Source organism: Desulfurivibrio alkaliphilus AHT 2, assembly GCF_000092205.1.
In the GTDB taxonomy this organism is placed as follows: Bacteria; Desulfobacterota; Desulfobulbia; order Desulfobulbales; family Desulfurivibrionaceae; genus Desulfurivibrio; species Desulfurivibrio alkaliphilus.
The window spans coordinates 2,748,067-2,772,641 of record NC_014216.1 but is presented as its reverse complement, the minus strand read 5'-3'; the positions used below and the strand labels follow the sequence as shown (position 1 = coordinate 2,772,641).

Sequence of the window (24,575 nt, the reverse complement as noted above, 5' to 3'; positions counted from 1 at the left end):
GCAGCTTTCCCCTGATAATGCAACCCAAACGAAATATCAACCTATTTTTCTTTTTTATAATCTTCCCTGCTCAACTAAACACCCGCCGGGCACAGGCGCGCACCAGGGAGGCGCGAATCCGGCGGGGCCCGACGGTCTCCAGGCTGCCGCGGGCAATATAGGCCAGCAGAATCTGGGAACAAAGCATGACAATGCGCCGGGGATAACCGCCGCTGTAGCGGTAGATCAGCCACAGGGCCGGGGTGGTGAAAAGATCGTCGGCGGTGGCCGGGCGGCGGTGGCTCTGCCGCAGCCGGAAGTTGACCAACGCCTTGGTTTCGCGAAAACCCAGCGGGCGCAAATGAAAGAAAAAGGCGATGCGATCCTGGAAATAGTTATGCCGCCTGATCTGCGCTTTGAACTCTTCCTGGGCAAAAATCAGCACCTGGACCAGTTTGCGGTCGTTGGTTTCGTAGTTGAGCAGCTCGCGCAACACCTCCAGGCAAAAGTCAGGCAGCTTCTGGCCTTCGTCGATGATCAGCAGCACATTGCGGTCGGCCTCGAGACTTTCCTGCAGCAGGAAGTTGTAGAGCCGCTCCCGCAGTTCCCGCTCGTTAAGCTCTTTCAGTTCATCGCCGCCGAGCTTGAAGGAGCGCCCGATATCGGCCAGAAATTCCTGGCTGCAGCGGAAGTTGGGGTCGAGAAAAAGCCGGGTGATGGTCCGGCGGTCCCCCTCCCCGCCCAGGTTACGGATCAACCGCCGACAGATGGTGGTCTTGCCGGTGCCCACCTCGCCGATTACCACGCTCAACCCCCGCCGCAGCCGCACCGCCAGTTCCAGTTGCTGCAGGCAGTCGTGATGCTGCTCGGAAAGATAGAGCAGGCGCGGGTCCGGCGAGTTGGCAAAGGGTTCCCGCTGCAGATCGAGGAGTTGGTAGTATTGCATGGGTTACTGCTGAATGGGCGGAATGTAACCGCCGCCGAAGACGCCGCCGGAAACGGGGGCCTGCCCGGCTTCGCGAATTCCGAAGTTGTCAAAGTAAACCAAGCCGTCACAAACTTCGTTGGCCCCTTGCCCCGTGCATACAACTAGATTGTGGCCCCAAGTGTGCAGACCGACCTCCGCTACCGATTCGGACTCATAACCGAGGTTTTCATCATCGTCAGTTTTATCAATGGTGGTAACCGTAAAGTAATCGACATCCTCTTTCCATTGCCCTATCTCATTTGGCGGCCATGGCAAAACCTGGGCCCCGTTACTTTGGACTCCCCCCCTGGTCGAACTGAGCCTGACATCATCGTTGTAGGCATTGTCGTCACCGATGACCGAGGCCAGGGCATGATCACCATACATCACCAGAATGCTGTTATACTCTTCACCCGGCTCACCAAGCTGTCGAACCCTGACCAGCAAGGTGCTCCAATCTTTCAGGCGCCCATCTTCATCGACAATGGATGACCCAACCAGAGAATGCGAGGCTAACAATTTGGCACCAAAATTGGCCCCCCCACTATCTGGTTTCCACAATACAATGTGTGGTCCTTCACCTATGTTATCAACAATACCAGCAGGTGGCGCGTTATTACCGCTGGCATCGGGATGCCCCTTGACAAAAGAAACTCCGTAAAAACCTTGCCCCAGTTGCCCCGGCGTATTTCCACCTCCTTGCAGGCGAAATGTAATTCCGGCCATATAGGCCATTGGCTCAAGGTCTTGTTCAATTTTTATTTTAACCTGCACCTCGTATTCGGGCCCGACCTGACCGTCATAAATCAACGAGGTCATGGGGTGCTGCCCGCCAGGATTCATGCCCTGCAACTGAATGGCCGGCGCGCCATCCACCTCCACGGCACCAAATTTCCCCAACGGTGCACCTTTACCCTTAGCCCCCGGCCCTTCGCCAAAACTATCCATGTCACTGGCAATCATTTCCCCGTCACCATAAAAACCGTCATCATCCACCATGGGGGGAAAAGCGTCGGCGCTGTAAAACCAGTAGGTGACGGTGCGCTTGACGTTCAAATTGCTGGTGTCACCGGGGTATTCACCGGTGGAGCGAACCTCTAAGATCGAGGCAAACCTGATGCTCTCTCCGACAGCAACCTTCAGGGGAAAAGCCGCCGGGAAACGAAGTTGTTCACCATCCTCCACCGTAAGCGGAAAATCGTCGGCATCACCACTGATGCCGAGTAACGCCCCGCCGGACAAGTTTTCATAGGTGTATTTCGTGTCCTGGTAGTAAAAATGGCCTTCGGGCGGAATTTCCGAACCGGACTTCAGCTGCAGACTCTCCCCTTTGTCAATCGTTTGCTCCCCCTGCGCCTCTCGCCGGTTGGGGGGGGCAGCGATCACCTCCACCAAGGTATCATCAACAAACTCACGGTAGCGGTACCAACCGCCCTGGTAACTGAACAAACCGTTGCGAGGGGCCAGATTAGCCCCGCCGGCCAATTCGAGACTGCCGTGCGGTTCAACAGCCTGCTCTCCTGCAACCTCATATTCTGAATCATAATCCTCATCATCGGTGAGCTCGTTCAGTTCCAGGAAGAAAGAACCACCGCCGGGAACATCAAATTTCTCTCCGTCCATAGCCCAGAATTCCTCGGCCCCATCATGCCGTAAAACGGAAGCGGCGTAGCGGAAGCCGGACTCGGCCAGGTAATAAGCACGCTCACCGTAATTGGCCCGTACCTCGTGCAACGAGGAGGTACCCAGCATGGAGGCGGCTCCCGCCCCCAGCACCCCGGCCATCAGCATGGCCGCCACCAGCCCCAGCAACACCCCACCCTGGCGGTTGCCCAACAAGCTTACCGCTGGCGGCCGATTTTGCCCGCCCATTAAGCGATCGGGGGCGATTACGGAACATACCCGCTGTACGACCCTATTTTGCCCGGCCTTGCCCATGCCAATCACCTGTATGAATTGCGGGGCAGCACACTGGTGCTGAATTTCAGTGTTCCACCCGTCTGTTGATGTTCCAGCTCGAAGGTAATTATCACCAAATCCGGGTTGCCGTTGTCGTCGTCGTAGGCCAGAGAAAAGCTGCTCACCCGGTCAATCAGGGGAATCCCGTCGTTGAGGGTGATCTCACCTTTATCGTTGAAAGCTACTTCCCTGTGGCCCTGGGTATTATTGAAGGAAGCCGGCAAAGAAAGGTCGTTATCGCCAAAACAGTCGTAGCAAACCTTCAGCTCATTACTTAAGCGGGTCAGGGCCAGTTGCGCCTTCTGGGCCATGGCGGTGCTTTCCCGGGCCATCAGGTAGCCCCGGGCAATGGAAGTCAGGCCCGCTCCGGCGATGGCGGCCAGCATGGCCGCCAGTACCAGCACCGCGATCACCTCAATCAGGGTGAAACCCCTTTGGCGGCGGTTTTTCGCTGATGATGCAAACACTTTCTCCCCCTATTGCGAGAAAAGCGCCGTCAGTTCCTGCCCGTGCGCCCCGGTGAAGGTAACCTGCAGAATCTCAAAATCTTCACCCGAAATATTAACTGGTTCCGGTTCCGGGCCATTGTGCGCAGCGAGGAGAATATCCAGTTCGCTTTTGAATTCGCTCCAGGTAAGCTCTTCGCGCAAATAACCGTTATACAGGGCGGTCGACTCCTCCAGGGGAGCCTTGACCTGGGCCAAGGCCTGGGCGGAATGGACCGGCTCACCGCTGCGGACCACGGTGTGACTGACAAAGGTAAAGGTCACCAGTCCGGCCAGGGCCGCCACCACCAGGGTGATGATAATCTCCAGCAGGGTGAAGCCTTGTTTGCAACCCGATAGCTTCATGGAATAAACCCCGTTTCACGAGTTATGGTGATGGCTATGGAGTGCCCGGGAGAGTTAACGGATAATGTCTGGTTTGTATCCACTGGACTGGCGCCGGACGGGTCAGCTACGTCGTACGGCCTGCCCCAGCTATCGAAAGAGACGGTAAAACCACCGTCCAAACTCACCCCGTCGGGCAGGTTCACGGTAACGGCCTCTTCTCCCAGAAAAATTCGTTGGTTGCCGGTGTCGCCATCGGTAAAAAGCCAGTAGCTGGAACCGTCACTACTCACCCCCCAGGAGGTCTCGGAGTGCATGGCCAGAAGCTGGGCGTGGCGCAGATGTACCTTGAGCTTGTCCGCCGCCGCCACCACCCGGCTGCGGTTATCCCCCACCCGGCTGACCGCCACCGCCACCAGGATGGCAATAATCACCAGCACCGCGATGACTTCCACCAAGGTAAAGCCGGCCTTACTGTTTAGCCGATTTGCTGCTGCCATAAGTTGTCCGCCATCCTCGGCAGGTAGTAGTCGAAAGCCGTTCTGCGGCAGCCAGCCACCATCGCACTGGTTGCCTTTGCCACAATAATTATGATTATACTTCGGACTGCAATTATTTGTCAATTTATCTTGCAATACCTGCCCGACGGCGGCTCCCCCATGCAGCGTTACAACAGGGCCGTGATCCGGCGGCAAAAAAGCAGGCGCCCTGGCTCACCTCCATTTTGCACAGCCAACAGACCACCGCAAGAAAAAACAACCCTTGCCGAGCATACCCTTATTCCTCTTCAATGTTGACATTCTCCCGCCAACTTGTGAAAGTATAAACCTGACCGAGGCAGCCGGCAGTGAGTTCGCAACGATTCCGCCCGGCCAAGCTTTTTTACCACCTTATTTTAAATTCTGAAGGATCGCCGCCATGCGCAAACCAGACTGGAAGGCCGAAACCATCGCTCTGCACGGGGGGCACACCCCGGATATCGCCACCCGCAGCCGGGCGGTGCCCATTTACCAGACCACCAGTTACGTCTTTGCCGACACCGACGACGCAGCCTCGCTCTTTGCCTTAAAACCCGAGGTCTGGGCGCCGCGGCTCAACCTGGACACCGACGGTCTGCGGCCGGAGGACTTTCCCTCCGAGGCCACCGGCAATATCTACACCCGGATCATGAACCCCACCACCGACGTGCTGGAACGGCGGATGATGATGCTTGAAGGGGGAGTGGGGGCGCTGGCCACCAGTTCCGGCTCGGCGGCCATCACTTACGCCATCATGAACATCTGCGAAACCGGCCACAACGTGGTGGCCGCCTCCAGCCTTTACGGCGGCACCTACAACCTGCTGCAACATACCCTGCCCCGCTACGGCATCAGCACCACCTTCGTGGCGGCCGACCAGCCGGAGAGCTTTGCCGCCGCCATCAACGAAAACACCCGCTGCCTGCTGCTGGAGACCATCGGCAACCCCAGGCTGGACACCCCGGATATCGCCAAGATTGCCGAAATCGCTCACCAGGCCGGGATTCCCCTGATCGTCGACAACACCGTGCCCACCCCGGCTCTGTGCCGCCCCATGGAACATGGCGCCGATATCGTTGTCCATTCCCTTACCAAGTTCTGCGGCGGCCACGGCAACTCCATCGGCGGGGTAATCGTTGATTCCGGCAAGTTTCCCTGGAAGGAAAGCGGCAAGTTTCCCATGCTCACCGAGCCGGACAACTCTTACGGCGGGGTGGTTTGGGCCGATGCGGTGGGGGCGGCGGCCTACGTGATCCGGGCCCGCACCATCCTGCTACGCGACACCGGCGCCTGCCTTTCGCCGATGAACAGTTTTCTTATTCTCCAGGGCATTGAAACCCTGACCCTGCGCCTGGAACGGCACTGCGCCAACGCCCTGGCGGTGGCCCGCTTTTTAGAGCAGCACCCGGCGGTGGAGTGGGTGCTCTACCCGGGCCTTGAGAGTCACCCCACCCATGCCATGGCCTCCCGTTATCTCCAAGGCGGCTTCGGTGCCCTGGTGGGCTTCGGGATCAAGGGCGGGCTGGAAGCCGGGCGAAAGTTTATCAACAACCTTAAACTCTTCAGCCATCTGGCCAATATCGGCGATGCCAAAAGCCTGGCCATCCACCCGGCCTCCACCACCCACTCCCAGCTGACCCCCGATGAACAGCGGGCCGCCGGGGTGTCGCCGGATTTTGTCCGGCTGTCGGTGGGGCTGGAGCATATCGACGACATCAAGGCCGACCTAAGCCAGGCCCTGGGGTAATTTTGCGGCAACTGCGCATATTATTAGAGGACTGACCAGAAGATGAATAAATTATTCCTGCACGCCCCCGTTACCCTTATCAGGCGGCTGTTTTTGCTGCTGTTGCTGACCGCCCCCCTGTGGGCCGCCGCCCTGGCGCCGGGAATGGCCGGCGGTGGAGACAATGCGGTCGGCAGTAACGGCAACAATGGCAATGGGGCAACGGCGCCCGGGGAGATTACCCTGGGGGAAAAGATGCCCGATGAGGTGAAGGCCAAGGTGGCGCCGGTGGTGGTGCTGACCGTAGCCGACGCAATCGGGCCGGCCACCGCCGATTACCTTAAACGGGGGCTGAACCAGGCCGCCGCCATGGGCGCCCAACTGGTGGTGCTGCAAATGGATACCCCCGGCGGGCTGGATACCGCCATGCGGGAGATCATTAAGGACATCCTGGCCTCGCCGGTGCCGGTGGCCACCTTTGTCCATCCCTCCGGGGCCCGGGCCGCCAGTGCCGGCACCTATATTCTCTATGCCAGCCATGTGGCCGCCATGGCGCCGGGCACCAACCTGGGGGCCGCCACCCCGGTGGCCATCGGCGGCCCCGGCGGGGCGCCGGGAACGCCCGCCGACGATGATAAAGACAGCGACGACCAGGAGCAAAAAGAGGATAAGGAACCGCCGACGGCCGATGCCCTCGCCCGCAAGCAGATCGAAGACGCCACCGCCTACATTCGCGGCCTGGCCCAGTTGCGGGAACGCAACGTGGAATGGGCGGAAAAGGCGGTAAGGGAAGCGGTCAGCCTGTCGGCCTCGGAGGCGGCGGAGATCAATGTGGTGGACCTGGTGGCGGAAGACATCCGCGATCTGCTGCGCCAGATCGACGGCCGGGAACTGGCCGTGCCCCAGGCCACGGTGGTGCTGACCAGCGCCGAGGCGGAACTGATTTTCATCGAGCCCGACTGGCGCAACCGTTTCCTGGCCGTCATCACCAACCCCAGCGTAGCATATATTTTGATGCTGCTGGGAGTTTACGGTATACTGTTGGAATTCTACAACCCCGGCTTCATGATCCCGGGGGTAATCGGAGCCATCAGCCTGCTGTTGGCGCTTTACGCCTTCCAACTGCTGCCCATCAGCTACGCCGGCATGGGGCTGATCCTGCTGGGGGTGGCCTTTATGACCGCCGAGATGATGATGCCATCGTTCGGGATCATGGGCATGGGCGGGCTGGTGGCTTTCATAATCGGATCGGTGATGCTGATGGATACAACTGCGCCCGGATTTACCCTGCCCTGGCCCCTGATCATCGGGGTAACGGTGGCCACCGTGCTCTTTCTGGTAGTGGTGGTGGGAATGGCCCTTAAGGCCCGGAAGCGGCCGGTGGTGGCCGGCAACGAGGAAATGGTGGGAGCCGAAGGGGAAGCCCTGGCCGACTTCGACGACCAAAACCGCGGCTGGATCAGAGTGCACAGTGAAAACTGGCTGGCCCAGGCCAAAGGGCCGGTAAACAAGGGCCGGAAGGTGAAGGTCACCGGCGTGCGCGGCCTGGAGTTGGACGTTCAATAGCGTGGAATAGCAAGGCAGGATACAAAAAAGACGGAGGATATCATGTTTGACGCTTATTTTTTTATGATGGTGATCGTGGGTCTGGTCCTGCTGGCGGGCTATACCTTCCGGATCCTGCGGGAGTACGAGCGCGGGGTAATTTTCCAGCTTGGCCGTTTCTGGAGCGTTAAGGGACCGGGCCTGATCATCGTTGTCCCCGGCCTGCAACAGATGGTGCGGGTGGACCTGCGGACCCTGACCATGGACGTGCCCAGCCAGGACGTGATCTCGCGAGACAACGTCTCGGTCAAGGTCAACGCGGTGGTTTACTTCCGGGTCATGGACCCGGCCAAGGCCATCATCCAGGTGGAAAACTACATGGTGGCCACCAGCCAGCTGGCCCAAACCACCCTGCGGGCGGTGCTGGGCAAGCACGAACTGGACGAAATGCTCTCCGAGCGGGACCGGCTCAACATGGACATTCAGCAGGCCCTGGACGTGCAGACCGACTCCTGGGGAATCAAAGTCTCCAGTGTCGAGATCAAGCATGTGGATATCAATGAAACGATGATCCGGGCCATCGCCCGCCAGGCCGAGGCCGAACGTGAACGGCGGGCCAAGGTAATCCACGCCGAGGGCGAAAAGCAGGCCTCGCGCAAGCTGCGGGAAGCGGCCCAGGTGCTGGCCACCCAGCCCGAGGCCATGCAGTTGCGCTACCTGCAGACCTTGAGCCACATCGCCGGCGACAAGACTTCCACCATCGTCTTCCCGGTCCCCACCGACATCATCGGCCCGATTATGCAGGCCATCACCGGCAAGGCCATGGTCCGGCCGCCAGCGCCGAGCCTGGACGAAAGCTCTGACGAAGAAGTTCCCGAAGTGCCGGATGTCAGCCCCGAAGCCCTGGAAGAGGCGATCCCCAGCCCCACCGGCGCCGACAAGCCGTAAGGGGAATCGGGTAAGGAGCCAAGCAAAAAGGGGTTTTCAGGCCGCAACCTGAAAACCCCTTGCAATAACTGGTGCCGGAGGTCGGAATCGAACCGACATGACCTTGCGGTCGCGGGATTTTGAGTCCCGTGCGTCTACCAGTTTCACCACTCCGGCTTTTACCGCCATAACCCCTGTTCCGGTGCTCCGGCGGAAGCTGGCAATATAGAAAGCCTGCTTAAGACTGTCAAGCATAACCACCATGGCCACCATGCTTCTTCGTCGCCCCACCATTATTGTAAAGCTCCTGCTGCCAGCGGCCATCGTTTTGCTCCTGCTGCTCGGGGCCAGATGGGCCCCGGCCGCCGACCGCCCCACCCTGCCGGTAGAAGATGATCTGCAACTGGCCGGGCTGGCAACCGCCGCCGAGATCAGCCTTGAGATCATGGCCCGGCGGGACGGCGCCGCCACTTACCGCTTCTGCAGCCAAGAGTACACCCTGGCCCAGCTGCAAAAGGCCCAGGCGGAGTTGCTGGCCGCCTCCCGCCGGGCCGCCGGGCCGGCGGAGCTGATTGCCTTTGTGCAGGACAACTTCACCTTCTGCCGCACCGCCGGCGAACAATGGTCGGGCAAGGCCTTTCTCACCGGTTATTACGAGCCGGAGCTGGCCGGCAGCCTGGTGCCCGACCAGCGTTTTCGCTACCCCCTCTACTCCCCGCCCCCGGACCTGGCACGCCATGAGGGCCGGGAAGGGCGCTGGCAGGGGGAAGAATTCGTACCTTACTGGACCAGGGCGGAAATTGAAAACCAAAACCTGCTGGCCGGCCATGAGCTGGTTTACCTGGATGACCCGCTGGCCGCCTTCATCATCCATGTGCAGGGCTCCGGCCGCGTCCGGCTGCCCGACGGCACGGTGCGGCCGGTGCAATACGCCGCCCGTAGCGGCCGGGAATACCGCAGCATCGGCCGCCTGCTGGTGGAGGAAGGACGGCTGACCCGGAAAGAGGCCGATCTGCCGGGGATAAAAAGCTACCTGCGGCAGCACCCCGAGCAGCTCCGCCGGGTGCTGCACCACAATGAATCTTACATCTTTTTCCGCTGGGGCAACGATGAGCAGCCCGGCCCGCTGGGCTCCTTCGGCCTGCCCATCACCCCCGGCCGTTCCCTGGCCCTGGACCAGAGCTATTACCCCCCCGGGGTTCCGGCCTACCTGGCCGGCCAGCGGCCGGAACTGAATGATGAAGAAGAGATCGTCGGCTGGCGTGATTTTGGCCGGTTGGTCTTCAACCAGGACAGCGGCTCGGCCATCCGGGGGCGGGGGCGGGCCGATCTGTTCTGGGGCGACGACCGCTACGCCGCCATCGCCGCCGGGGTCACCCGGCATCCGGTGGAGCTTTTTCTGCTGCTGCCACGCTCCGGAAAGCTTCCTCCAGGCCCCGCTTTTTAAGTTCCCGGACCAGTTCCCGGACCTCCTGCGCCTGCTCCCGGCGGGCCACCAGCACGGCGTCGGCGGTTTCCACCACCACCAGGTCATCAACCCCCAGCAGAGCCAGCAGGCGGCCGGTGGAGCGGGCGTAGCAGTTGCGGCTGTCCCGGCTTACCACCCGCCCCAGCAGCACATTACCCTGGGCATCGGCCGCACCGCCGTCCCACAAGGCACTCCAGGAGCCGATATCCCGCCAGCCGCAGGCCATGGGCACCACCACCGCTTTGCCGGTGTGCTCCATCACCGCGCGATCAAGGGAAAGGGTCGGGGCGGCGGTAAAGGGTTCCTCCGGCAGGCGAATAAAATCCCGCTCCCGCTGCCGCCCCCGGTAGGCCTCCAGCATCCGGGCGCTGATCTCCGGGGCATGGGCGGCCACCTCGGCCAGCAGCACCGAAGCCCGAAAAAGAAAGATGCCGCTGTTCCAGAGATAGCCCTGGGCAAGATATTGCCGGGCGGTGGCGGCATCGGGTTTTTCTACAAAGCGCCGCACGGTAAAATACTCGCCTTCGGCCCCGGCATCGGCGGACTGGGCGGGGGCGGGGCTGTCCCCTGGCTGCCCCGGCTGAATATAGCCGTAACCGGTCTCGGGCTGCTCCGGGCAAATCCCGAAAGTAACCAGGTTGCCGGCGGCGGCAGGCACCATCCCGGTCTTGACGGCGGCAAGAAAGGCATCGAGTTGGGAAATTTGATGATCGGAGGGGAGTACCAGCAGCAGCGGGTCATCATCCTGACCGCCGGCCAGCAGAGCGGCGATGGCGACGGCGGGGGCGGTATCCCGATCCGCCGGCTCCAGCACGATATCAGCCGCCTGCCCTAAGGCCCGGATCTGTTCCGCCACCAGGAAGCGGTGCGGCTCGGTGCAGACCACCACCGGCCGGCCAACCTCGCCCAGCCGCTCCAGCCGGCGCAGGGTCTCCTGGAACATGGATTCCCGCCCGTCCAAAGACAAAAGCTGCTTGGGACAAAGCTCCCGCGACAGCGGCCAGAGGCGGGTGCCGGAGCCGCCGGCCAACACCACCGGGACAATCACGCCCCGGCCCCGAACCATAACATGGCGGTGGGCAAGTCAAGCGGCCAGGGTAACGAGGCCCCCAGCAAACCCGCCAGCAGGCCGCTGGCGTAAGCCGGCAGGTCAAGCCCCAGTCCTAGTTTAAGGGCCGACAGCAATACGGTGCCCAAGGCCAGACTCAACAGCAGGAAAAGAAACCAGAACAGCAGCAGGGCCTTGCGATTGCAGCGCCCCTCCCGGCGGTGGGTGAATCGGTGGTCACGGCCGGACAGAAAAATATAATACCAGCGCCATCGCCCCAGGCCGACGGCCCCGCGCACATCAAAGGGGTGGCGATGGCCCCGCTGGGCCCCCAACGCCGCCTTTAAGCTGAGCAACTGCTCCTCGGAAAAGGAAGCGGCCACTCTGCCCGGCAGCCGGCTCAGAATGCCGGCAATCATCGGATCCTGGTGGATATCTTTACCCACCTGTTCTTGCTGCGTCATAGGCGTCCTCCCAGGGAGGGATTACTCCACGGTGACACTTTTGGCCAGGTTCCGGGGCTGGTCGACATCGCAGCCCCGCAAGCGGGCCACCTGATAGGCCAAAAGCTGCAAAGGAACAGTGTATAGAATCGGATTCAAATCCGGCAGAATCACCGGCAGGTAAACCACATGATCAGCAATCCGGCCGATATTGGCATCGCCCCGGCTGCCCAGCAGAATCAGCCGCCCATGGCGGGCCTTGACCTCTTCCACGTTGGCAACCACCTTGTCGTAAACCCCGTTTTGCGGCACCAGGGCCAGCACCGGCATGTCACGATCAATCAGGGCAATGGGGCCGTGCTTCATCTCGCCGGCGGCATAACCCTCGGCATGGATATAGGAGATCTCCTTGAGCTTGAGGGCCCCTTCCAGGGCGATGGGGAAATTCTCACCCCGGGCCAGAAAGAGAAAATCCCGGCTTTTAACGAACTCCTCCGCCAGCCGCTCCATTTCCTCCTGCCAGCCGGGCAATTCACGCTCCAGCACCACCGGCAGCTCCACCAGCGATTCGATCATGGTCAGCCGCTCCCGGGACGCCATGGTGCCCCGTACCTGTGCCAAATAGAGGGTCAGGAGAAACAGCGCCACCAGTTGGCAGGTGAAGGCCTTGGTGGAAGCCACCCCTATTTCCGGCCCGGCATGGGTGTAAAGGGTGCCATGGACCTCGCGGGTAATGGTACTGCCGAGAACATTGCAAATCGCCACCACCTTGGCGCCGGACTTCAGAGCCAGGCGGGTGCCGGCCAGGGTGTCGGCGGTTTCTCCCGACTGGGTGATGGGGATCACCAGCACGTTTTTATCCAGCAACAGCCGGCGATAGCGGAATTCCGAGGCGATATCCACCTCCACCGGAATGCCGACCCACTGCTCCAGCCAGTATTTAGCCACCAGGGCGGCGTGCCAGGAAGAACCGCAGGCCAGCAGCACGATTCGCCCGATCCCTTTGATGTCGCGATCGGACAGGCCCAACTCCGGCAGGCAGAGCTGGCCATGTTCCGGGTCGATCCGGCTGCGAAAGGTATTTAAAATCGCCTGGGGCTGCTCAAAGATCTCCTTGAGCATGAAGTGGGTATAGCCGGATTTTTCGGCCATGGCCGGGTTCCAGTCGATGGTGTGGATCGGCCTTTTAACCTTACGGCCGTTGCTCAGCTTGCGCACCTCAAAACCATCGGCCCGGATTACCGCCAGATCCTGGTCCTCCAGGTACACCACCCGGTTGGTATAGGGCAGCAGGGCAGGAATATCGGAAGCCAGCAGGCAGCCGCGCTCATCATTTTCCTGCACCCCCAGCACCAGCGGGCTCTGGCTGCGGACCGCCACCAGCTTGTCGGGCTCGCCGGTCCAGAGCACGCCGATGGCGTAAGACCCCTTGACCTTCTTCAGGGCCCGCCGCACAGCACCCACCAAGTCGCAACGGCTGCCGCAAAGAAAGCTTTCAATCAGGTGCGCCAGCACCTCGGTGTCGGTCTCCGAACGAAAGACATGCCCTTCGGCCTGCAACTCTTCCCGCAGGGTACGAAAGTTTTCGATGATCCCGTTATGGACCACCACCAGTTCACCGTGGCAATCGCTGTGGGGATGGGCGTTGAGCTCGGAGGGCGAACCGTGGGTGGCCCAGCGGGTATGCCCCAGGCCGATATGGCTGGGAGTTTGGCGGACCTGGTCAAGCTTGGCCTCCAGGTTGAGCAGCTTGCCCTGAGCCCGGTGTTTGACCAGGCCGTTTTTGCCCAGATAGACCAGGCCCGCCGAGTCATAGCCCCGATACTCGAGGCGTTTCAGTCCTTCCAGCAGCACCGGCACCACCCGCCGAGAGCCGACATAACCGACTATTCCGCACATTTCCCCAACTCCCTCCGTTTTCTTTTACACAAAACCCTGGCGTGAGTTTTGCGCAACCCTCGGCAATACCGCCAGCAAGGCCTCTATTTCCGAAGCCGTGTTGAGCCGGCTCAAGCTGATCCGCAAAGTACCGTGCCTGAAAGTTTCCGGCACCGCCATGGCCGCCAGCACCGGGGATGGGTCCAGATCCCCGCTGTGGCAGGCTGCATGGGCCGAAACGGCAAAACCCAGTTCATCCAGGTCCTGGATCATCTGAGCCGAGGAACAGTACTCGAAACTTACATTGGCGGTGTTGGTCAGGCGCGGCGCCCCCTCGCCGTTGATCCTGACCTCGGGACAGGCCTGCAACAGTCCTTCCTCCAGGCGGCGCCCCATGGCCGCCATGCTCTCACGACCCCCGGCGGCCAGGTATGCCGCCGCCAGTTCGCAGGCCAGGCCAAAGCCGGCAATCCCGGCCACATTTTCGGTCCCGGCTCGCCGCCCCGCTTCCTGGCCGGCCCCCATCACCAGCGGGGTCACCGGGACCGAGCGGCGGGCGTAAAGGGCGCCGCAACCCTTGGGACCATGCATTTTGTGGGCGGCCAGGCTGAGATAATCCACCGGCCACTGTTCAGCGTCGATCTCTTCCTTGCCGGCCAGTTGCACCGCATCGCAGTGAAAGAGCACCTCCCGTTCCCGGCAGATGCCCCCCACCTCGGCCACATCCCACAAAACCCCGGTTTCATTGTTGGCGGCCATCAAAGAAACCAGCACGGTGTCGGGGCGGATGGCGTTTTTAAGCAAAGCCGGGTCCAACCGGCCGGCGCCGTCCACCGGCAGCAGTTCAATTTCATAACCCTGCCGGCGCAAAAACTCCAGCGGCGCCGTCACCGATGGATGCTCCACCGCCGAGGCAATGAGGTGCCGCCCCTCGGGCCGTGCCATGACGGCACTGAAAATCGCCTGGCAGTTGGCCTCGCTGCCGCCGCTGGTAAACACCACCCGATCGGGAGCGCACTGCAACAGCCCGGCCACCTGTTGCCGGCCCGTTTCCACCCGCCGCCGGGCTGCTTCACCAAAGGAGTGGCCGCTGGAAGGATTACCAAAATCCTCCGCCAGGCATTGCTGCATCACTTCTACCACTTCCGGCAGCAGCGGGGTGGTGGCGTTGTTATCCAAATATATTCGCCGCATAATAAAAGTAAAACTCCTACACGGTAACACAACCTCCAAGACCATATAGTATGGCCCGTAAACAAGGCAATGTCAAAGTCATTGGTTTTTGCACCGGGGTGGGGGCCGCGAAACCCGGTAGCGACTCATTCTCGGCCGACATCCTGTCGGCCTCCGAGGCGCCCGCCGCCTCCTGCGCGTCCATGCGCCCGGCGGCGGGCGAACCCGTCGCTACCGGGTTTCGCGGCCCCCGTCCAGAATTCACGCGACGTTGACGTTGCCCTGGCCCGCAAATGGACCGCCCGTAAACGTTCAGCAGTGCCGCAGGTTGCGGCAAGCGGCTCGGCGCCGCGTACCCCAGGTACGCAAGCCGGGCCGATCGCCGCAAGATGCGGTGCTGCTGGACGTTTACAGGCTACATGGTGAGCATTCGGTCCAGGGCCAGGCGGGCCAAGGCCGCCGTTTCCGAGTCCACGGTGATCCGGTTGACCACCTTGCCCGCCGCCAGGTTATCCAGCACCCAGAGCAGATAGGCCGGCTTGATCCGGTACATGGTGGAACACAGGCACTGGAAGGGCGAGAGGGAATGCACCTCCTTGTCGGGATGACGATCCTGCAGCCGGCGCACCAGGTTGATCTCGGTGCCCACGGCCCACTTGCTGCCCGCCGGCGACTCACTCACCGCCTTGATGATCATCTCGGTAGAGCCGTACTGGTCGGCCAGCTTCACCACCTCGCGGCGGCATTCGGGATGGACGATGACCCGCACCGCCGGATCCCTCTGCCGCCAGGCCTCGACATGCTGAGGCTGGAACTGCATATGCACCGTGCAGTAGCCATCCCAGAGGATGACTTTGGCGTTACGCACCTGCTCCGACGTGTTGCCGCCCAAGGGCTGCCCCCGGCGCCAGAGAATGACGGTCTCATCGGCCAGGCCGATGGCGGCGGCGGAGTTGCGCCCCAGGTGCTCATCGGGGAAGAAAAACACCCGCTCGCCGCAGCTTAAGGCCCACTGCAAAACCTTTTCGGCGTTTGATGAGGTACAGACCGAACCGCCCTTTTCCCCAACCAGGGCCTTAATGGCGGCCGAAGAGTTGACGTAGGTCACCGGCACCAGGCGGTCGACGTCGATGTGTTCGGCCAGTTCCCGCCAGGCCCATTCCACCTCCGGCCGGGTGGCCATATCCGCCATGGGGCAGCCGGCCCGCAAATCGGGCAGGAAAACCTGCTGCTCGGAGGTGGTGAGGATATCCGCCGACTCGGCCATGAAATGGACCCCGCAAAAAACGATGTAGTCGCGGTCACGGTTCTCGGCGGCGATCCGGGCCAGCTTCAGGGAGTCGCCGGTGGCGTCGGCATGCCGGAAGACCGCCTCCTGCTGATAATGATGGCAGAGCAGCAGCAGGCGATCGGCCAGCTCTTCCTTGCGGGCGATGATCCGGCGATGCAACTCCTCGGGCTCAGTCCCCAGATAGGCCTCGCCGATATCGGCTTGCTTTAAGACTTCCATAACTGAGAATTTTATTCCTCGTCAAGCTCGGGGGTCGGCGGCACCTTGGCGTGGGCCTGCCGGCGCTTACGCTGCAATTCTTTGAGTTGCAAACCTAAAGTATCAAAGGCCTCGCCGAGAATGGCCCGTACCGATTCGCCCTTGCGCCCCACCACCACGGTATCGTTGGGAACTCCCGCCACCAGGCGCACTTCGTAACCACCGCTCTTGTGGCTGGCGGTTTCTTCGATGCTCACCCGCAGGTGATGCACCAGGCCGGCATGATGCCGCACCAACCGGGCTTTTTCGGTGTCAATTTTATCCTGCCATACTTTACGGATATCCAAGTTACGGCCTTCAACCTGAAGTTCCATGCGCTTCCTCCCAGTTGGGGTCTTGTTATATTATGATGTTTGAGCGAAAAACAGGAAGGTTACCCCCTCTTCGCCCCCCTTGCAACCAAAAAGCCAGTTACGTTTGATCAGCACATAAAACAGCACCGCACCCGTTATCACCATAGTGGGGCAACAAATAATGGTCAAGCAAGTAAGCGCAGGGCGGCGATCCGGGCCAGGGACTGCCGGAGCCTGGCCGGGGCTATCTCACCCCCGGCCAGGGCCTGTTTAAAGCGGGCCAGGGCCCTTCTTACCTTGTCATGATCCCGGCAGATCAGCAGTTGGTCGGCCCCGGCCTGAAAGGCGGCCAGGGCCGCCTCAGGCACCCCTCGCTGCCGTTCAATGGCCCCCATCTCCAGGTCATCGGTAACCACCACCCCGGTATAGCCCAACTTACGGCGCAGCAGGTCGGCCAGGATCAACGGCGACAGGGTGGCGGGACGCTGCGGGTCCAGGGCAGGATAGACGGTATGGGAGGTCATCAGCGCCGCCACCCCGGCCTCGACGGCGGCCCGAAAGGGGAGCAGATCTTGCTCCAGCTCTTGCCGACTGCGCTCGATGGCCGAAATTTCCCGGTGCGGGTCCAGCCGGGCCGCCCCCAGGCCGGGGAAGTGCTTGCCGCAGGCAATCAGGCCGTTATGCTGCATCTTTTCGATGATCAATTGGCCGAGGCGGGCCACCTCGGCCGGGTCGTCGCCCAGCACCCGCCTTTCCATATAATAGCCCTGACCGGCGGGGCAGAGATCAAGCACCGGGGCCATGTTCATATTGATCCCCACCGAGCGCAGCTCTTGGGCACAGGTTTCGGCGTAGGCGGTTAAGGCGGCCTCCGGGTCCGGTTCCGCAGCCAACTGCCGGGCATCGGGAAAAACGGTGAAAGGCGGCTCCAGGCGGGCCACCGTGCCGCCCTCCTGGTCGATGCTGATCAGTGGCGGCCCCAGGCCGGTGGTGCGGCAGGCGTCAGCCAGGGCGGCGGTGAGGCGGCCAAGCTGAGCGGGGCTTTCCACGTTGCGCTTGAACAGGATAAAGTCGTTAATCCGTTCGCGCACGATCAGTTCACGGGTGGAATCATCAAGCGCCAGGCCGGGCAGGCCGACCATGAACAACCCCCCGGGATGGGGCAGCGTGGCTTCATTCATCTGGATCTACTCGGAGCGGGCGGGTTGATAGGTCGTGGGGTCGGGACAACCGGCGGCGGCAAAGCCACGGCGGCGTAATATACAGGCATCGCAACGGCCGCAGGCCCGGTGCTGCTGGTCCGGGTCGTAACAGGAATGGGTCCGGGCATAATCTACCCCCAGCGCCAACCCTTTGGCGATAATCTCCGCCTTGCTCAAATGCAGCAGCGGGGCCTGGAGCCGAAATGGCCGCCCCTCCCGGCCGCATTGACTGCCCAGGTTCAAGGCGGCGGCCAGGGCCTCAAGATAGTCGGGACGGCAGTCGGGGTAGCCGCTGAAATCCACGGCATTGACCCCGATAAAGATATCCCGGGCCCCCAGCACTTCGGCCCAGGAGGCGGCATAGGCCAGAAAGATGGTGTTTCGGCCCGGCACGTAGGTCACCGGCACCTCCCCGGCCATACCGGGAGCGTCGGTTTCAGCACCATCGGGGGAATCGAGAGGCGACAGGTTGTCTTTTGGCACCTCCAGTTCATCCCCGGTCAGGGCCGAGCCGCCGATGGCGTCCAGTTCGATATTGAGAATCAGGTGGCGGGCCGCGCCCCAGTGCCGGGCATTGGCCCGAGCCAGTTCCAGCTCCTGGGTGTGGCGCTGGCCGTAACGAAAGGAAAGGCAGTGGCAGCGGTAACCCGCCGCCTTGGCCAAGGCCAGCACGGTGGTGGAGTCCAGCCCGCCGGAAAGCAGCACCACCGCCGGTTGCCCCTTGGCATCGGGTAAAACACTGTTAGTAATCCCGTCAGTCATAACGCCAAACTACCCCCGCCCCATAAAATCGTCAACAATGAAGTGGTTACAGCAGAGGGCCACGTTATAGTCATTGTTTTTTGCCCCGGGTCGGGGGCCGCTAGCGCGAACGGTCCGGCAACTCATGGTGGGCAGATGGCGCATTTGCTGGCAAAGACCTGGGAGGAGAGATAGCGGTCGCCGCGATCGGGCAGGATGGCCACCACCGTGGAACCCCGGGGCAGGTCGCGAGCCACGCTCATGGCGCCGCTGGTGATCGCTTCCTGGATCATGAAACAGGCCGGGCGATCCTTCAGCGACCCCCCGGGGTTGGCCCCTTCCAGCTTGACCCGAACACGAACCCCGCTTTGATCAGGGTCCCAGATCCGCTCCAGATCGACCAGGGGGGTATTGCCAATGCTCTCCAACAGCTTCATATCGTTATTCTCCGGTGATGGAAAGGAAAGGCGGGATTATAGACCACCCCCGGGCAGAACTCAAGCGGCCAGGGCAGCAAAGGGGGTAGCAAAGGGGACAGAGCTGTTTTTCAAGTATCATAACTGAACTTTCGGACTTGACCTAACTGGCCGTTAAAATGTTTTTATTTCTGCCATTTCCCGCTGGGGATAACAACATATGACAAGCTGTATCCATCAATACATTGATGATTCTTCGCACGGCATCTTCGGTGAGCTCACCGAGTTGCCGTATTTTGTCCAGGGCCAGGGTCATGATGCGCTGGAGCGCTTCGAGCAGGGTGATGTCCTGCATCTCCTCGGCACAGGCGTAGAAGAGGGAGCCCAAAGCCCGCTCATCGTTGTCCATCCGCTGCTGGAAGGAGAGGAAGCAGTAACGGATCATGACTATGGTGGCATGGGCGATCAGTCCGTCGAAATTCCGCATCTGCACCTCCTTTTCCAGGTTGAGGTAGTGCTTGACCACTTTGAACATCACCTCGATATCCCACCGTTTACCGTAGGTCTGAACGATCTCCTCCTCGCCGAGTTCCAGATCGGTGGACAACAGGGCCAGCCAGTTTTTGGTGCTGCGATGCCGGACGAAGACAATTTTGGCCGGCAAGCCACATGTCAGCTCCACCGTGGTGCTGGCCAGGATTTTGGCCCGCCCCGGTCGTTTGTGCAGGTTCCGGTAGATTTCCCCCACTCGCCGGGAAACACCCTGATGCCGGAAACGGATATTGGGCATGTCCTTCAGCATGCAGATCACTGGCCTATGCCGGTGCAGTTTCCTGATGATCGAGGGAAAGGCGAACCAACTGTCCATCAGGATGTAACCGAAGTCGATGCCGCTTGCCATGATCCGCTTGATCATACCATCCAGCAGATCGGTGGACTTGGTCACCGCCTCTTGCCGGCGCCGGGCAGCGCAACAACGCCGGTCAAGTCGTCTTTTCTCACCCCACAAACGTTTCTCCGGTTCACGCGAAGAAAGCAAGGCAAAGTCCACCGGCAAGGTGTTGTAACCATCCGACCAGGCCATGGTCAGCAGCTTGAAGCCCCTGGTAAACCGTTTACGGCAGTTGTCACGCACCCTGGCCAGCAACTCCACCTTGCGGGCATGGGGCCGTTCGTAGGTGCTGTCGTCGATGATCAGCACCTTCCGTTTTGGCTCCTCGGTCAGCAGGGAGAAAACGGTGGCGATTTTGGCCGCCAGTTGCAGCAGCAGCCGGCGCCAGTTGTAGTTGGCCCCCTGCAGGAGGTCATAGGCGGCGTCCTTGCCAAAGCCCTGCTCCCGTTCCACGATTCCGCGAAAGAAGTTCTCCTGGTTGAAGGCCAGCATGAAGATGGACTTCAGCAGCCGAACCGGCGAAGCGCCCCGCAGCTTACGGATACCCGCCCGGTTGAGCAGGGTGCCGAGGGAGAAGTTGTCAAAGAACTGATCGACTTTGCTGTTCAGTTGCCTTACTGCTTGCTGTTCTTGGCTGCCCGTGATATTTTGCATTCACGCCTCTTCTTTTTGATTTTATTGAGTTTTTGGCAATTCCCAATATATCAAAAAGCAAGGGGCGTTTCACGTTTTATTTAGTTAAATCAGGGCTTTGAGTTTATTTTTTTCTCAAGTCCGAAAGTTCAGTATCATAACGTTGCCTTAGCCGGCCGGGCCAGCGCCCCAGACCTTACTCCACTGAAACCCCTTTTCCTGAAAGAGGCGCACACAGGCCGCCACCACGGCCGGATCATAGCGCCGCCCCTCATGCTCCCGAATCTCCTGAATCGCTTTTTCCAGTTGCAGGGCCGGGCGGTAAGGGCGATGGTTGGTGATCGCCTCCACCACGTCGGCCACCGCGATGATCCGCGCCTCGAGGACGATCTCATCGCCCCGCAAATTATTGGGGTAGCCGCTGCCATCCAGCCACTCATGGTGCTGGACCACCATTTCAGCCACCGGCCAGGGAAAATCCACCCCCTTGATGATCTCATGACCCACCTCGGGGTGGGTGCGAATGAAGCGAAATTCCAACTCGTCAAGCTCTCCCGGCCGGTTCAACAGCTCCGCCGGAACATAAATCTTGCCGATATCGTGGATCATCGCCCCAAGACGCAAACCTTCGATGCGCTGCTCATCAAGCCCCATCTCCTGGGCGATAGCCACCGCCAGCTCCGCCACCCGTTGCTGGTGACCGGCGGTGTAGGGATCACGTTTTTCGATGGTGGTGGCAATGGCTTGGATGGTCTGCACCAGGCTGCGTTGCAGGCGTTCGGTCAGTTGCTGCCGCCCCTGTTCAGCCTCTTTGCGTTTGGAGATATCGAGGATACTGGCTCGGCACTCCACGATCCGGCCCGCTTTGTCGAAAACCGGTTGGGCGGTAAGGCTGATCCAGATGGTCTCACCATTTTTGCGCCTGACCTGCAGTTCCTGGTCCCTGAGTTGTTCCCCTTGGCTGAAAAGGCCAAACAGGGACTCGGCCCGGGCCAGGCCGTTTACTCCCGGGGGGAACAGGGCGAACAGGGAGCGATCAACCAGTTCCCCTCGCTGGTAACCCAGCATCCGGATGGCTGCTTCGTTGACCTGGATGATAGTACCGTCATGCAGGCGCAGCAAAAGATAACCGGCCGGCGCGTGCTCAAAGAGCTCCTGGAACCGGGCTTCGCTGGCGGCCAGGTCACGGACCGCCGCCTCCCGTTCGGCACGAATCCGCAGCATATGGATGCCAAAGGCAAGATCATCGGCCAGCTCGCTGAGCAGCACCACTTCATGGGTGTCGAAGGCATTGGGTTCGGCGGCATAAATTGAGAGGGCGCCGTACAGCTCATCCCCATCAAACAAGGGTAAGGCAATTACCGAGGCATAGCCCCGCTCCAGGGCTTCGTCCCGCCAAGGCGCAAAATCCGTGTCGTTTTGCAGATCGCGGGAGGCAACGGCCTGGCGCCGGACAATGGCAGCTCCGGTGGGCCCCCGGCCATGGGGTTCATCGGCCCAGGTTGTCGGCACCGCCTGCAGAAAGCCATCCTCGCGACCGGCGTAGGCCATCGGCTTGACTGTTTGTGCCGGGTCAGCCTCGGCATAGCCCACCCAGGCCATCTGGTAACCGCCGGTTTCCACGAGAATTTGGCAGATTTCGTTGAGCAATTCCAACTCGTCGGTAACCCGGACCAGCGCCTCGTTGCCCCGGCTGATGGTGCGCAGAGAGCGGTTCAAGCGCTGCAGCTCCAGGGCGAAGCGGCGCAATTCGGTCAGATCCTCCAGGATATGAATGGAGTGGCGGTAGCTCCCATCGGCCCGGCGAATTCCAAAGGAGCGGGAAACCAAGACCTCGCCCTGGGGCAGGGTTACTTCATCACCACTCTCCTGGGCAAGTTTTTCCGGGAAATCCCGGCAAGATGGCAACGGCTGGGAGAGCTTGGGGAAAATTTCGTAATAGGTGCGGCCCCGCAACTCCTCCAGGGGCAGACCGGCCCGCTGGACATAAGCGGGATTGGCGTGGACGATCCGGTGATTGCGATCATGGATGAATATGGGGTCCTGAATGGCGTCGAAGGCGTCATTCCAGTCCCGGTGGGCCATCTCGATGCGGCGCCGGCTCTCTTCCAGCTCAACATTGGCCTGCTCCAGCTCGGCGGTGCGTTGCCGCACCCGCACTTCGAGATTATCCCGGGCCTCCCGCAAGGCCTGCTCCGATTTTTGCAGAGCACTGGTGCGCTCCTCAACCCGCTGTTCGAGTTCCTGGTTGTAGCGGTGCAACTGCTCCTTTTTTTGCCTCAGGCTGGCGGCCATGCTGTGGGCCGCCGCAGTCAGTTCAGCCAGCTCGTCCTGGTGCTGAAAAAACTTTCTTTTCTGGCCCGGGTCGGCAACAATTTGCTCCTTCACCCCTTGGGGGAGCTCCTCCTGGTCCCGAAATATTTCGAGGATCCCGCGCAGGTTGGTCACCACCATGTGGTGAAAGAAAAAATTCAGCGCCAACAACACCAAGGCCAGACCGCCGGCGACCACCACGAAAATCAAGGTCGCCTTTTGCCGGGCCTCGACCAGGGTCGCCGCCACCGGTACCCCCACCGCCACCAGGCCGGCCAGTTCCCCTGCCGTTCGACCGAAACCCAGGCGGTCTCCATAGATTTCAATCAGGCCCGGCGGAGCGTGTTCCGGCCGGCCATGGCAAAGCAGGCACTCCTCTTCGAAATAGACCGGCCGGAACCGTTTAAATTTGTCCTTGCCATTAACCTGCAACAGCCCCCGCCATTCGGTTTGCTCGGGGTGCTCAACAAAATAAGCGATCATCCGCCGTTCCAACTCACCGGCTTCATAGTGCGGATTACGGGCATTAATGGCCACCCGGCGGTAGTCATAATCGTCCACCAGCGGGGCAAAACGCTCCATAACCGACCGCCCCACATATGAGGTGGACATGGCCTCGGGAAGAAAAATATCCGGCCCAAACCGGCGGTACATCACCGGCCGCAACTCTTCCCGAACATAGGCCCGGCTGGCCTCCACCGCCGCCATTACAAGCTCCGACTGGCCAAAAGCCCTTTCCACCAGTTGCCTTTTCTCGGCCTTATAGATGATCAGGGCCGTCCCCAGGCAGTTGAGCAGCAGAATCAGGCCGGTGACCAGGAAAAACTTGGACTGCACACTCAAGGAGTCCTGCAGCATGCGTCGCAACCAAGTCGATTTGCCCTGATCGTTTTCAGGGTTTTGGCCAGCAATAAGTTTGTCATTCATTACTCACTCCTTGGGCGCCTACCCTGCGCCCTTCCTTGCGGGCATAAAAGCAGATATTTGATTATCTTGAATCGCCGTCTGAGCTGTCAATCTAAATACTGCTTCGCGCAGGACGGGAGGGAGCCGATCAGGAGCAGTTCCAGCGGGCAGTGGCCCGAGCCCATGACCTCCGGCAAAATGACGCGGCAGGAATTCGCGCATCGTGCCATTTGAGCCTGAGCAGCCTGGCTGATTCCGGCGCGGCGGCGATTGACAACGAAAGAAGGTTTGTGGTTGAATATCCGCCATGATCCTCTTTGCCGACCACCGCCATTTCGCCCGCCGGCTGTTGCGCCGCAGCCTGGAGCTGGCCATCATCTGGCTGGTCCTCACCGGGGCCGCCCCCGACGGCCTCTTGCCCGGCCTGATAGTGGTGATCTCCGCCGCCGTGGCCTCATTGCTGCTGCCGCCGGGTTATTCCTGGGTCTGGCGGCCGCTGGGGCTGCTGCGCTTTCTCCCCTTTTTCATGATCCGCTCCCTGCTGGCCGGTTTTGACGTGGCCCGCCGGGCCTTCAGCCCAGATCCGCGCCTGGCGCCCACCCTGGTAACTTTTCGCTGGCGCCTGGCCGAGGGGCCGGCCCGGGTCTTCTTCGCCAATGCCGTTTCCCTGCTGCCGGGCACCCTCAGCGTGGGTTTTGACCGGGAAAGCCTGGAGATTCACAGCCTGGATCGTTCCCCCGGTCTGGAGCAGGAATTGCGCCGCCTTGAAACCAGGATCGATGAGCTGTTCAAGCAGGAAACGGAATCTGCCACCCGGGAAGGCGCCCATGAACGATGAAATTCTGCTGCTGGCCTGCACGCTTTTTCTGCTGCTGACCATCTGCCTGGGGCTGATCCGGGTGGTCAAAGGACCGACGGCGGCGGACCGGATGCTCACCGCCCAGCTCTTCGGGACCACCGGCGTGGGTATTTTTTTGCTGCTTGCCGAGGTTTTCACCCACCCCACCCTGCGCCATATCGCCCTGGTTTACGCCCTGCTGGCGGCGGTGGCGGTGATCACCTTCGTTCGCCGCTACCGGGGGGCGGAGGTCGCCGCCACGGACCAGCCAGGGGCAAAAGGGGTGATGGAGCCGGCGCCCAACCAGGCCGACAACGAGGTATAACCTTGG

The 24,575-nt window shown here is 61.1% G+C and carries 22 protein-coding genes and 1 tRNA gene; 6 read left to right on the top strand and 17 right to left on the bottom strand.

Features of this window, described 5'->3' with window-relative positions:
• Positions 1–70: 70 nt before the first annotated feature.
• The 5 genes from DAAHT2_RS12095 to DAAHT2_RS12075 are packed head-to-tail and all read right to left on the bottom strand — an operon-like array spanning position 71 to position 4,235.
• Positions 71–925, bottom strand: coding sequence for an ExeA family protein (locus tag DAAHT2_RS12095; protein ID WP_013164560.1), 855 nt, complete (start codon positions 923–925; stop codon positions 71–73).
• Between the two features lie 3 nt (positions 926–928).
• On the bottom strand, positions 929–2,884 hold the full coding sequence (locus DAAHT2_RS12090; RefSeq protein WP_013164559.1) for a hypothetical protein: 1,956 nt from the start codon (positions 2,882–2,884) through the stop codon (positions 929–931).
• Between the two features lie 5 nt (positions 2,885–2,889).
• A complete protein-coding gene (locus DAAHT2_RS12085) occupies positions 2,890–3,372 on the bottom strand; it encodes a prepilin-type N-terminal cleavage/methylation domain-containing protein (protein ID WP_041719008.1) in 483 nt (160 codons plus the stop codon).
• A gap of 9 nt (positions 3,373–3,381) precedes the next feature.
• Positions 3,382–3,756, bottom strand: a complete 375-nt coding sequence (locus tag DAAHT2_RS12080; protein ID WP_013164557.1) for a prepilin-type N-terminal cleavage/methylation domain-containing protein — start codon at positions 3,754–3,756, stop codon at positions 3,382–3,384.
• On the bottom strand, positions 3,753–4,235 hold the full coding sequence (locus tag DAAHT2_RS12075; protein ID WP_013164556.1) for a type II secretion system protein: 483 nt from the start codon (positions 4,233–4,235) through the stop codon (positions 3,753–3,755). The genes DAAHT2_RS12080 and DAAHT2_RS12075 overlap by 4 nt, the downstream gene beginning before the upstream one ends.
• A 418-nt stretch (positions 4,236–4,653) precedes the next feature.
• Here DAAHT2_RS12075 and DAAHT2_RS12070 point away from each other — a divergent pair, with 418 nt between their 5' ends.
• From DAAHT2_RS12070 to DAAHT2_RS12060, 3 genes are read left to right on the top strand one after another with little or no spacing between them, the layout of a single operon-like run.
• Positions 4,654–6,000 (top strand): O-acetylhomoserine aminocarboxypropyltransferase/cysteine synthase family protein, encoded by a 1,347-nt coding sequence (locus DAAHT2_RS12070; RefSeq protein WP_013164555.1) that lies wholly within the window; start codon positions 4,654–4,656, stop codon positions 5,998–6,000.
• A 42-nt stretch (positions 6,001–6,042) separates the two neighbouring features.
• Entirely contained in the window at positions 6,043–7,545 is a 1,503-nt protein-coding gene (locus DAAHT2_RS12065; protein WP_013164554.1) for an NfeD family protein, read from the top strand.
• Positions 7,546–7,587: 42 nt separating this feature from the next.
• Positions 7,588–8,472 (top strand): slipin family protein, encoded by an 885-nt coding sequence (locus DAAHT2_RS12060; RefSeq protein WP_013164553.1) that lies wholly within the window; start codon positions 7,588–7,590, stop codon positions 8,470–8,472.
• A gap of 69 nt (positions 8,473–8,541) precedes the next feature.
• Here DAAHT2_RS12060 and DAAHT2_RS12055 read toward each other — a convergent pair.
• Positions 8,542–8,628: transfer RNA gene (locus DAAHT2_RS12055), tRNA-Leu, on the bottom strand.
• An 85-nt stretch (positions 8,629–8,713) separates the two neighbouring features.
• Between DAAHT2_RS12055 and mltA the strand changes: the two genes are divergently transcribed.
• Positions 8,714–9,898: a murein transglycosylase A gene (gene mltA, locus DAAHT2_RS12050; protein ID WP_013164552.1), complete on the top strand. Its 1,185-nt coding sequence runs from the start codon at positions 8,714–8,716 to the stop codon at positions 9,896–9,898.
• On the opposite strand, the gene DAAHT2_RS12045 is transcribed toward mltA, so the two are convergent.
• The 11 genes from DAAHT2_RS12045 to DAAHT2_RS14070 form a co-directional block, all read right to left on the bottom strand.
• On the bottom strand, positions 9,825–10,967 hold the full coding sequence (locus DAAHT2_RS12045) for a mannose-1-phosphate guanylyltransferase/mannose-6-phosphate isomerase (protein WP_218915014.1): 1,143 nt from the start codon (positions 10,965–10,967) through the stop codon (positions 9,825–9,827). The two genes, mltA and DAAHT2_RS12045, sit on opposite strands and share 74 nt — an antisense overlap.
• Complete coding sequence (locus DAAHT2_RS12040) at positions 10,964–11,431, bottom strand: hypothetical protein (RefSeq protein ID WP_013164550.1); 468 nt, start codon at positions 11,429–11,431, stop codon at positions 10,964–10,966. The genes DAAHT2_RS12045 and DAAHT2_RS12040 overlap by 4 nt, the downstream gene beginning before the upstream one ends.
• A gap of 21 nt (positions 11,432–11,452) precedes the next feature.
• Positions 11,453–13,309, bottom strand: coding sequence for a glutamine--fructose-6-phosphate transaminase (isomerizing) (gene glmS / locus DAAHT2_RS12035; RefSeq protein ID WP_013164549.1), 1,857 nt, complete (start codon positions 13,307–13,309; stop codon positions 11,453–11,455).
• 24 nt (positions 13,310–13,333) lie between these two features.
• Positions 13,334–14,482, bottom strand: coding sequence for a cysteine desulfurase family protein (locus DAAHT2_RS12030; protein WP_013164548.1), 1,149 nt, complete (start codon positions 14,480–14,482; stop codon positions 13,334–13,336).
• A gap of 394 nt (positions 14,483–14,876) precedes the next feature.
• The gene (gene nadA, locus DAAHT2_RS12025) at positions 14,877–15,971 is read right to left on the bottom strand and encodes a quinolinate synthase NadA (protein WP_013164547.1); all 1,095 of its coding nucleotides are present in this window, start codon (positions 15,969–15,971) and stop codon (positions 14,877–14,879) included.
• 11 nt (positions 15,972–15,982) lie between these two features.
• Positions 15,983–16,324 carry an HPF/RaiA family ribosome-associated protein gene (locus DAAHT2_RS12020; protein ID WP_013164546.1) on the bottom strand — a complete coding sequence of 114 codons (342 nt, stop codon included), beginning with the start codon at positions 16,322–16,324 and terminating at the stop codon, positions 15,983–15,985.
• Between the two features lie 164 nt (positions 16,325–16,488).
• The gene (gene nagZ / locus DAAHT2_RS12015) at positions 16,489–17,484 is read right to left on the bottom strand and encodes a beta-N-acetylhexosaminidase (protein WP_013164545.1); all 996 of its coding nucleotides are present in this window, start codon (positions 17,482–17,484) and stop codon (positions 16,489–16,491) included.
• 6 nt (positions 17,485–17,490) lie between these two features.
• Positions 17,491–18,267, bottom strand: coding sequence for a 7-cyano-7-deazaguanine synthase QueC (gene queC / locus DAAHT2_RS12010; protein WP_013164544.1), 777 nt, complete (start codon positions 18,265–18,267; stop codon positions 17,491–17,493).
• Between the two features lie 122 nt (positions 18,268–18,389).
• The gene (locus tag DAAHT2_RS12005; protein WP_013164543.1) at positions 18,390–18,683 is read right to left on the bottom strand and encodes a pyridoxal-phosphate dependent enzyme; all 294 of its coding nucleotides are present in this window, start codon (positions 18,681–18,683) and stop codon (positions 18,390–18,392) included.
• A gap of 142 nt (positions 18,684–18,825) precedes the next feature.
• Positions 18,826–20,208 carry an IS4 family transposase gene (locus DAAHT2_RS12000; protein ID WP_013164045.1) on the bottom strand — a complete coding sequence of 461 codons (1,383 nt, stop codon included), beginning with the start codon at positions 20,206–20,208 and terminating at the stop codon, positions 18,826–18,828.
• 147 nt (positions 20,209–20,355) lie between these two features.
• Entirely contained in the window at positions 20,356–23,427 is a 3,072-nt protein-coding gene (locus DAAHT2_RS14070) for an HD domain-containing phosphohydrolase (RefSeq protein ID WP_013164542.1), read from the bottom strand.
• Positions 23,428–23,713: 286 nt separating this feature from the next.
• On the opposite strand from DAAHT2_RS14070, the gene DAAHT2_RS11985 reads away from it, so the two are divergent.
• Together DAAHT2_RS11985 and DAAHT2_RS11980 are read left to right on the top strand one after the other, a co-directional pair.
• Positions 23,714–24,244, top strand: coding sequence for a Na+/H+ antiporter subunit E (locus tag DAAHT2_RS11985; protein ID WP_013164541.1), 531 nt, complete (start codon positions 23,714–23,716; stop codon positions 24,242–24,244).
• The gene (locus DAAHT2_RS11980) at positions 24,234–24,569 is read left to right on the top strand and encodes an MrpF/PhaF family protein (RefSeq protein ID WP_013164540.1); all 336 of its coding nucleotides are present in this window, start codon (positions 24,234–24,236) and stop codon (positions 24,567–24,569) included. Before DAAHT2_RS11985 ends, DAAHT2_RS11980 begins: the two co-directional genes overlap by 11 nt.
• Positions 24,570–24,575: the final 6 nt, after the last annotated feature.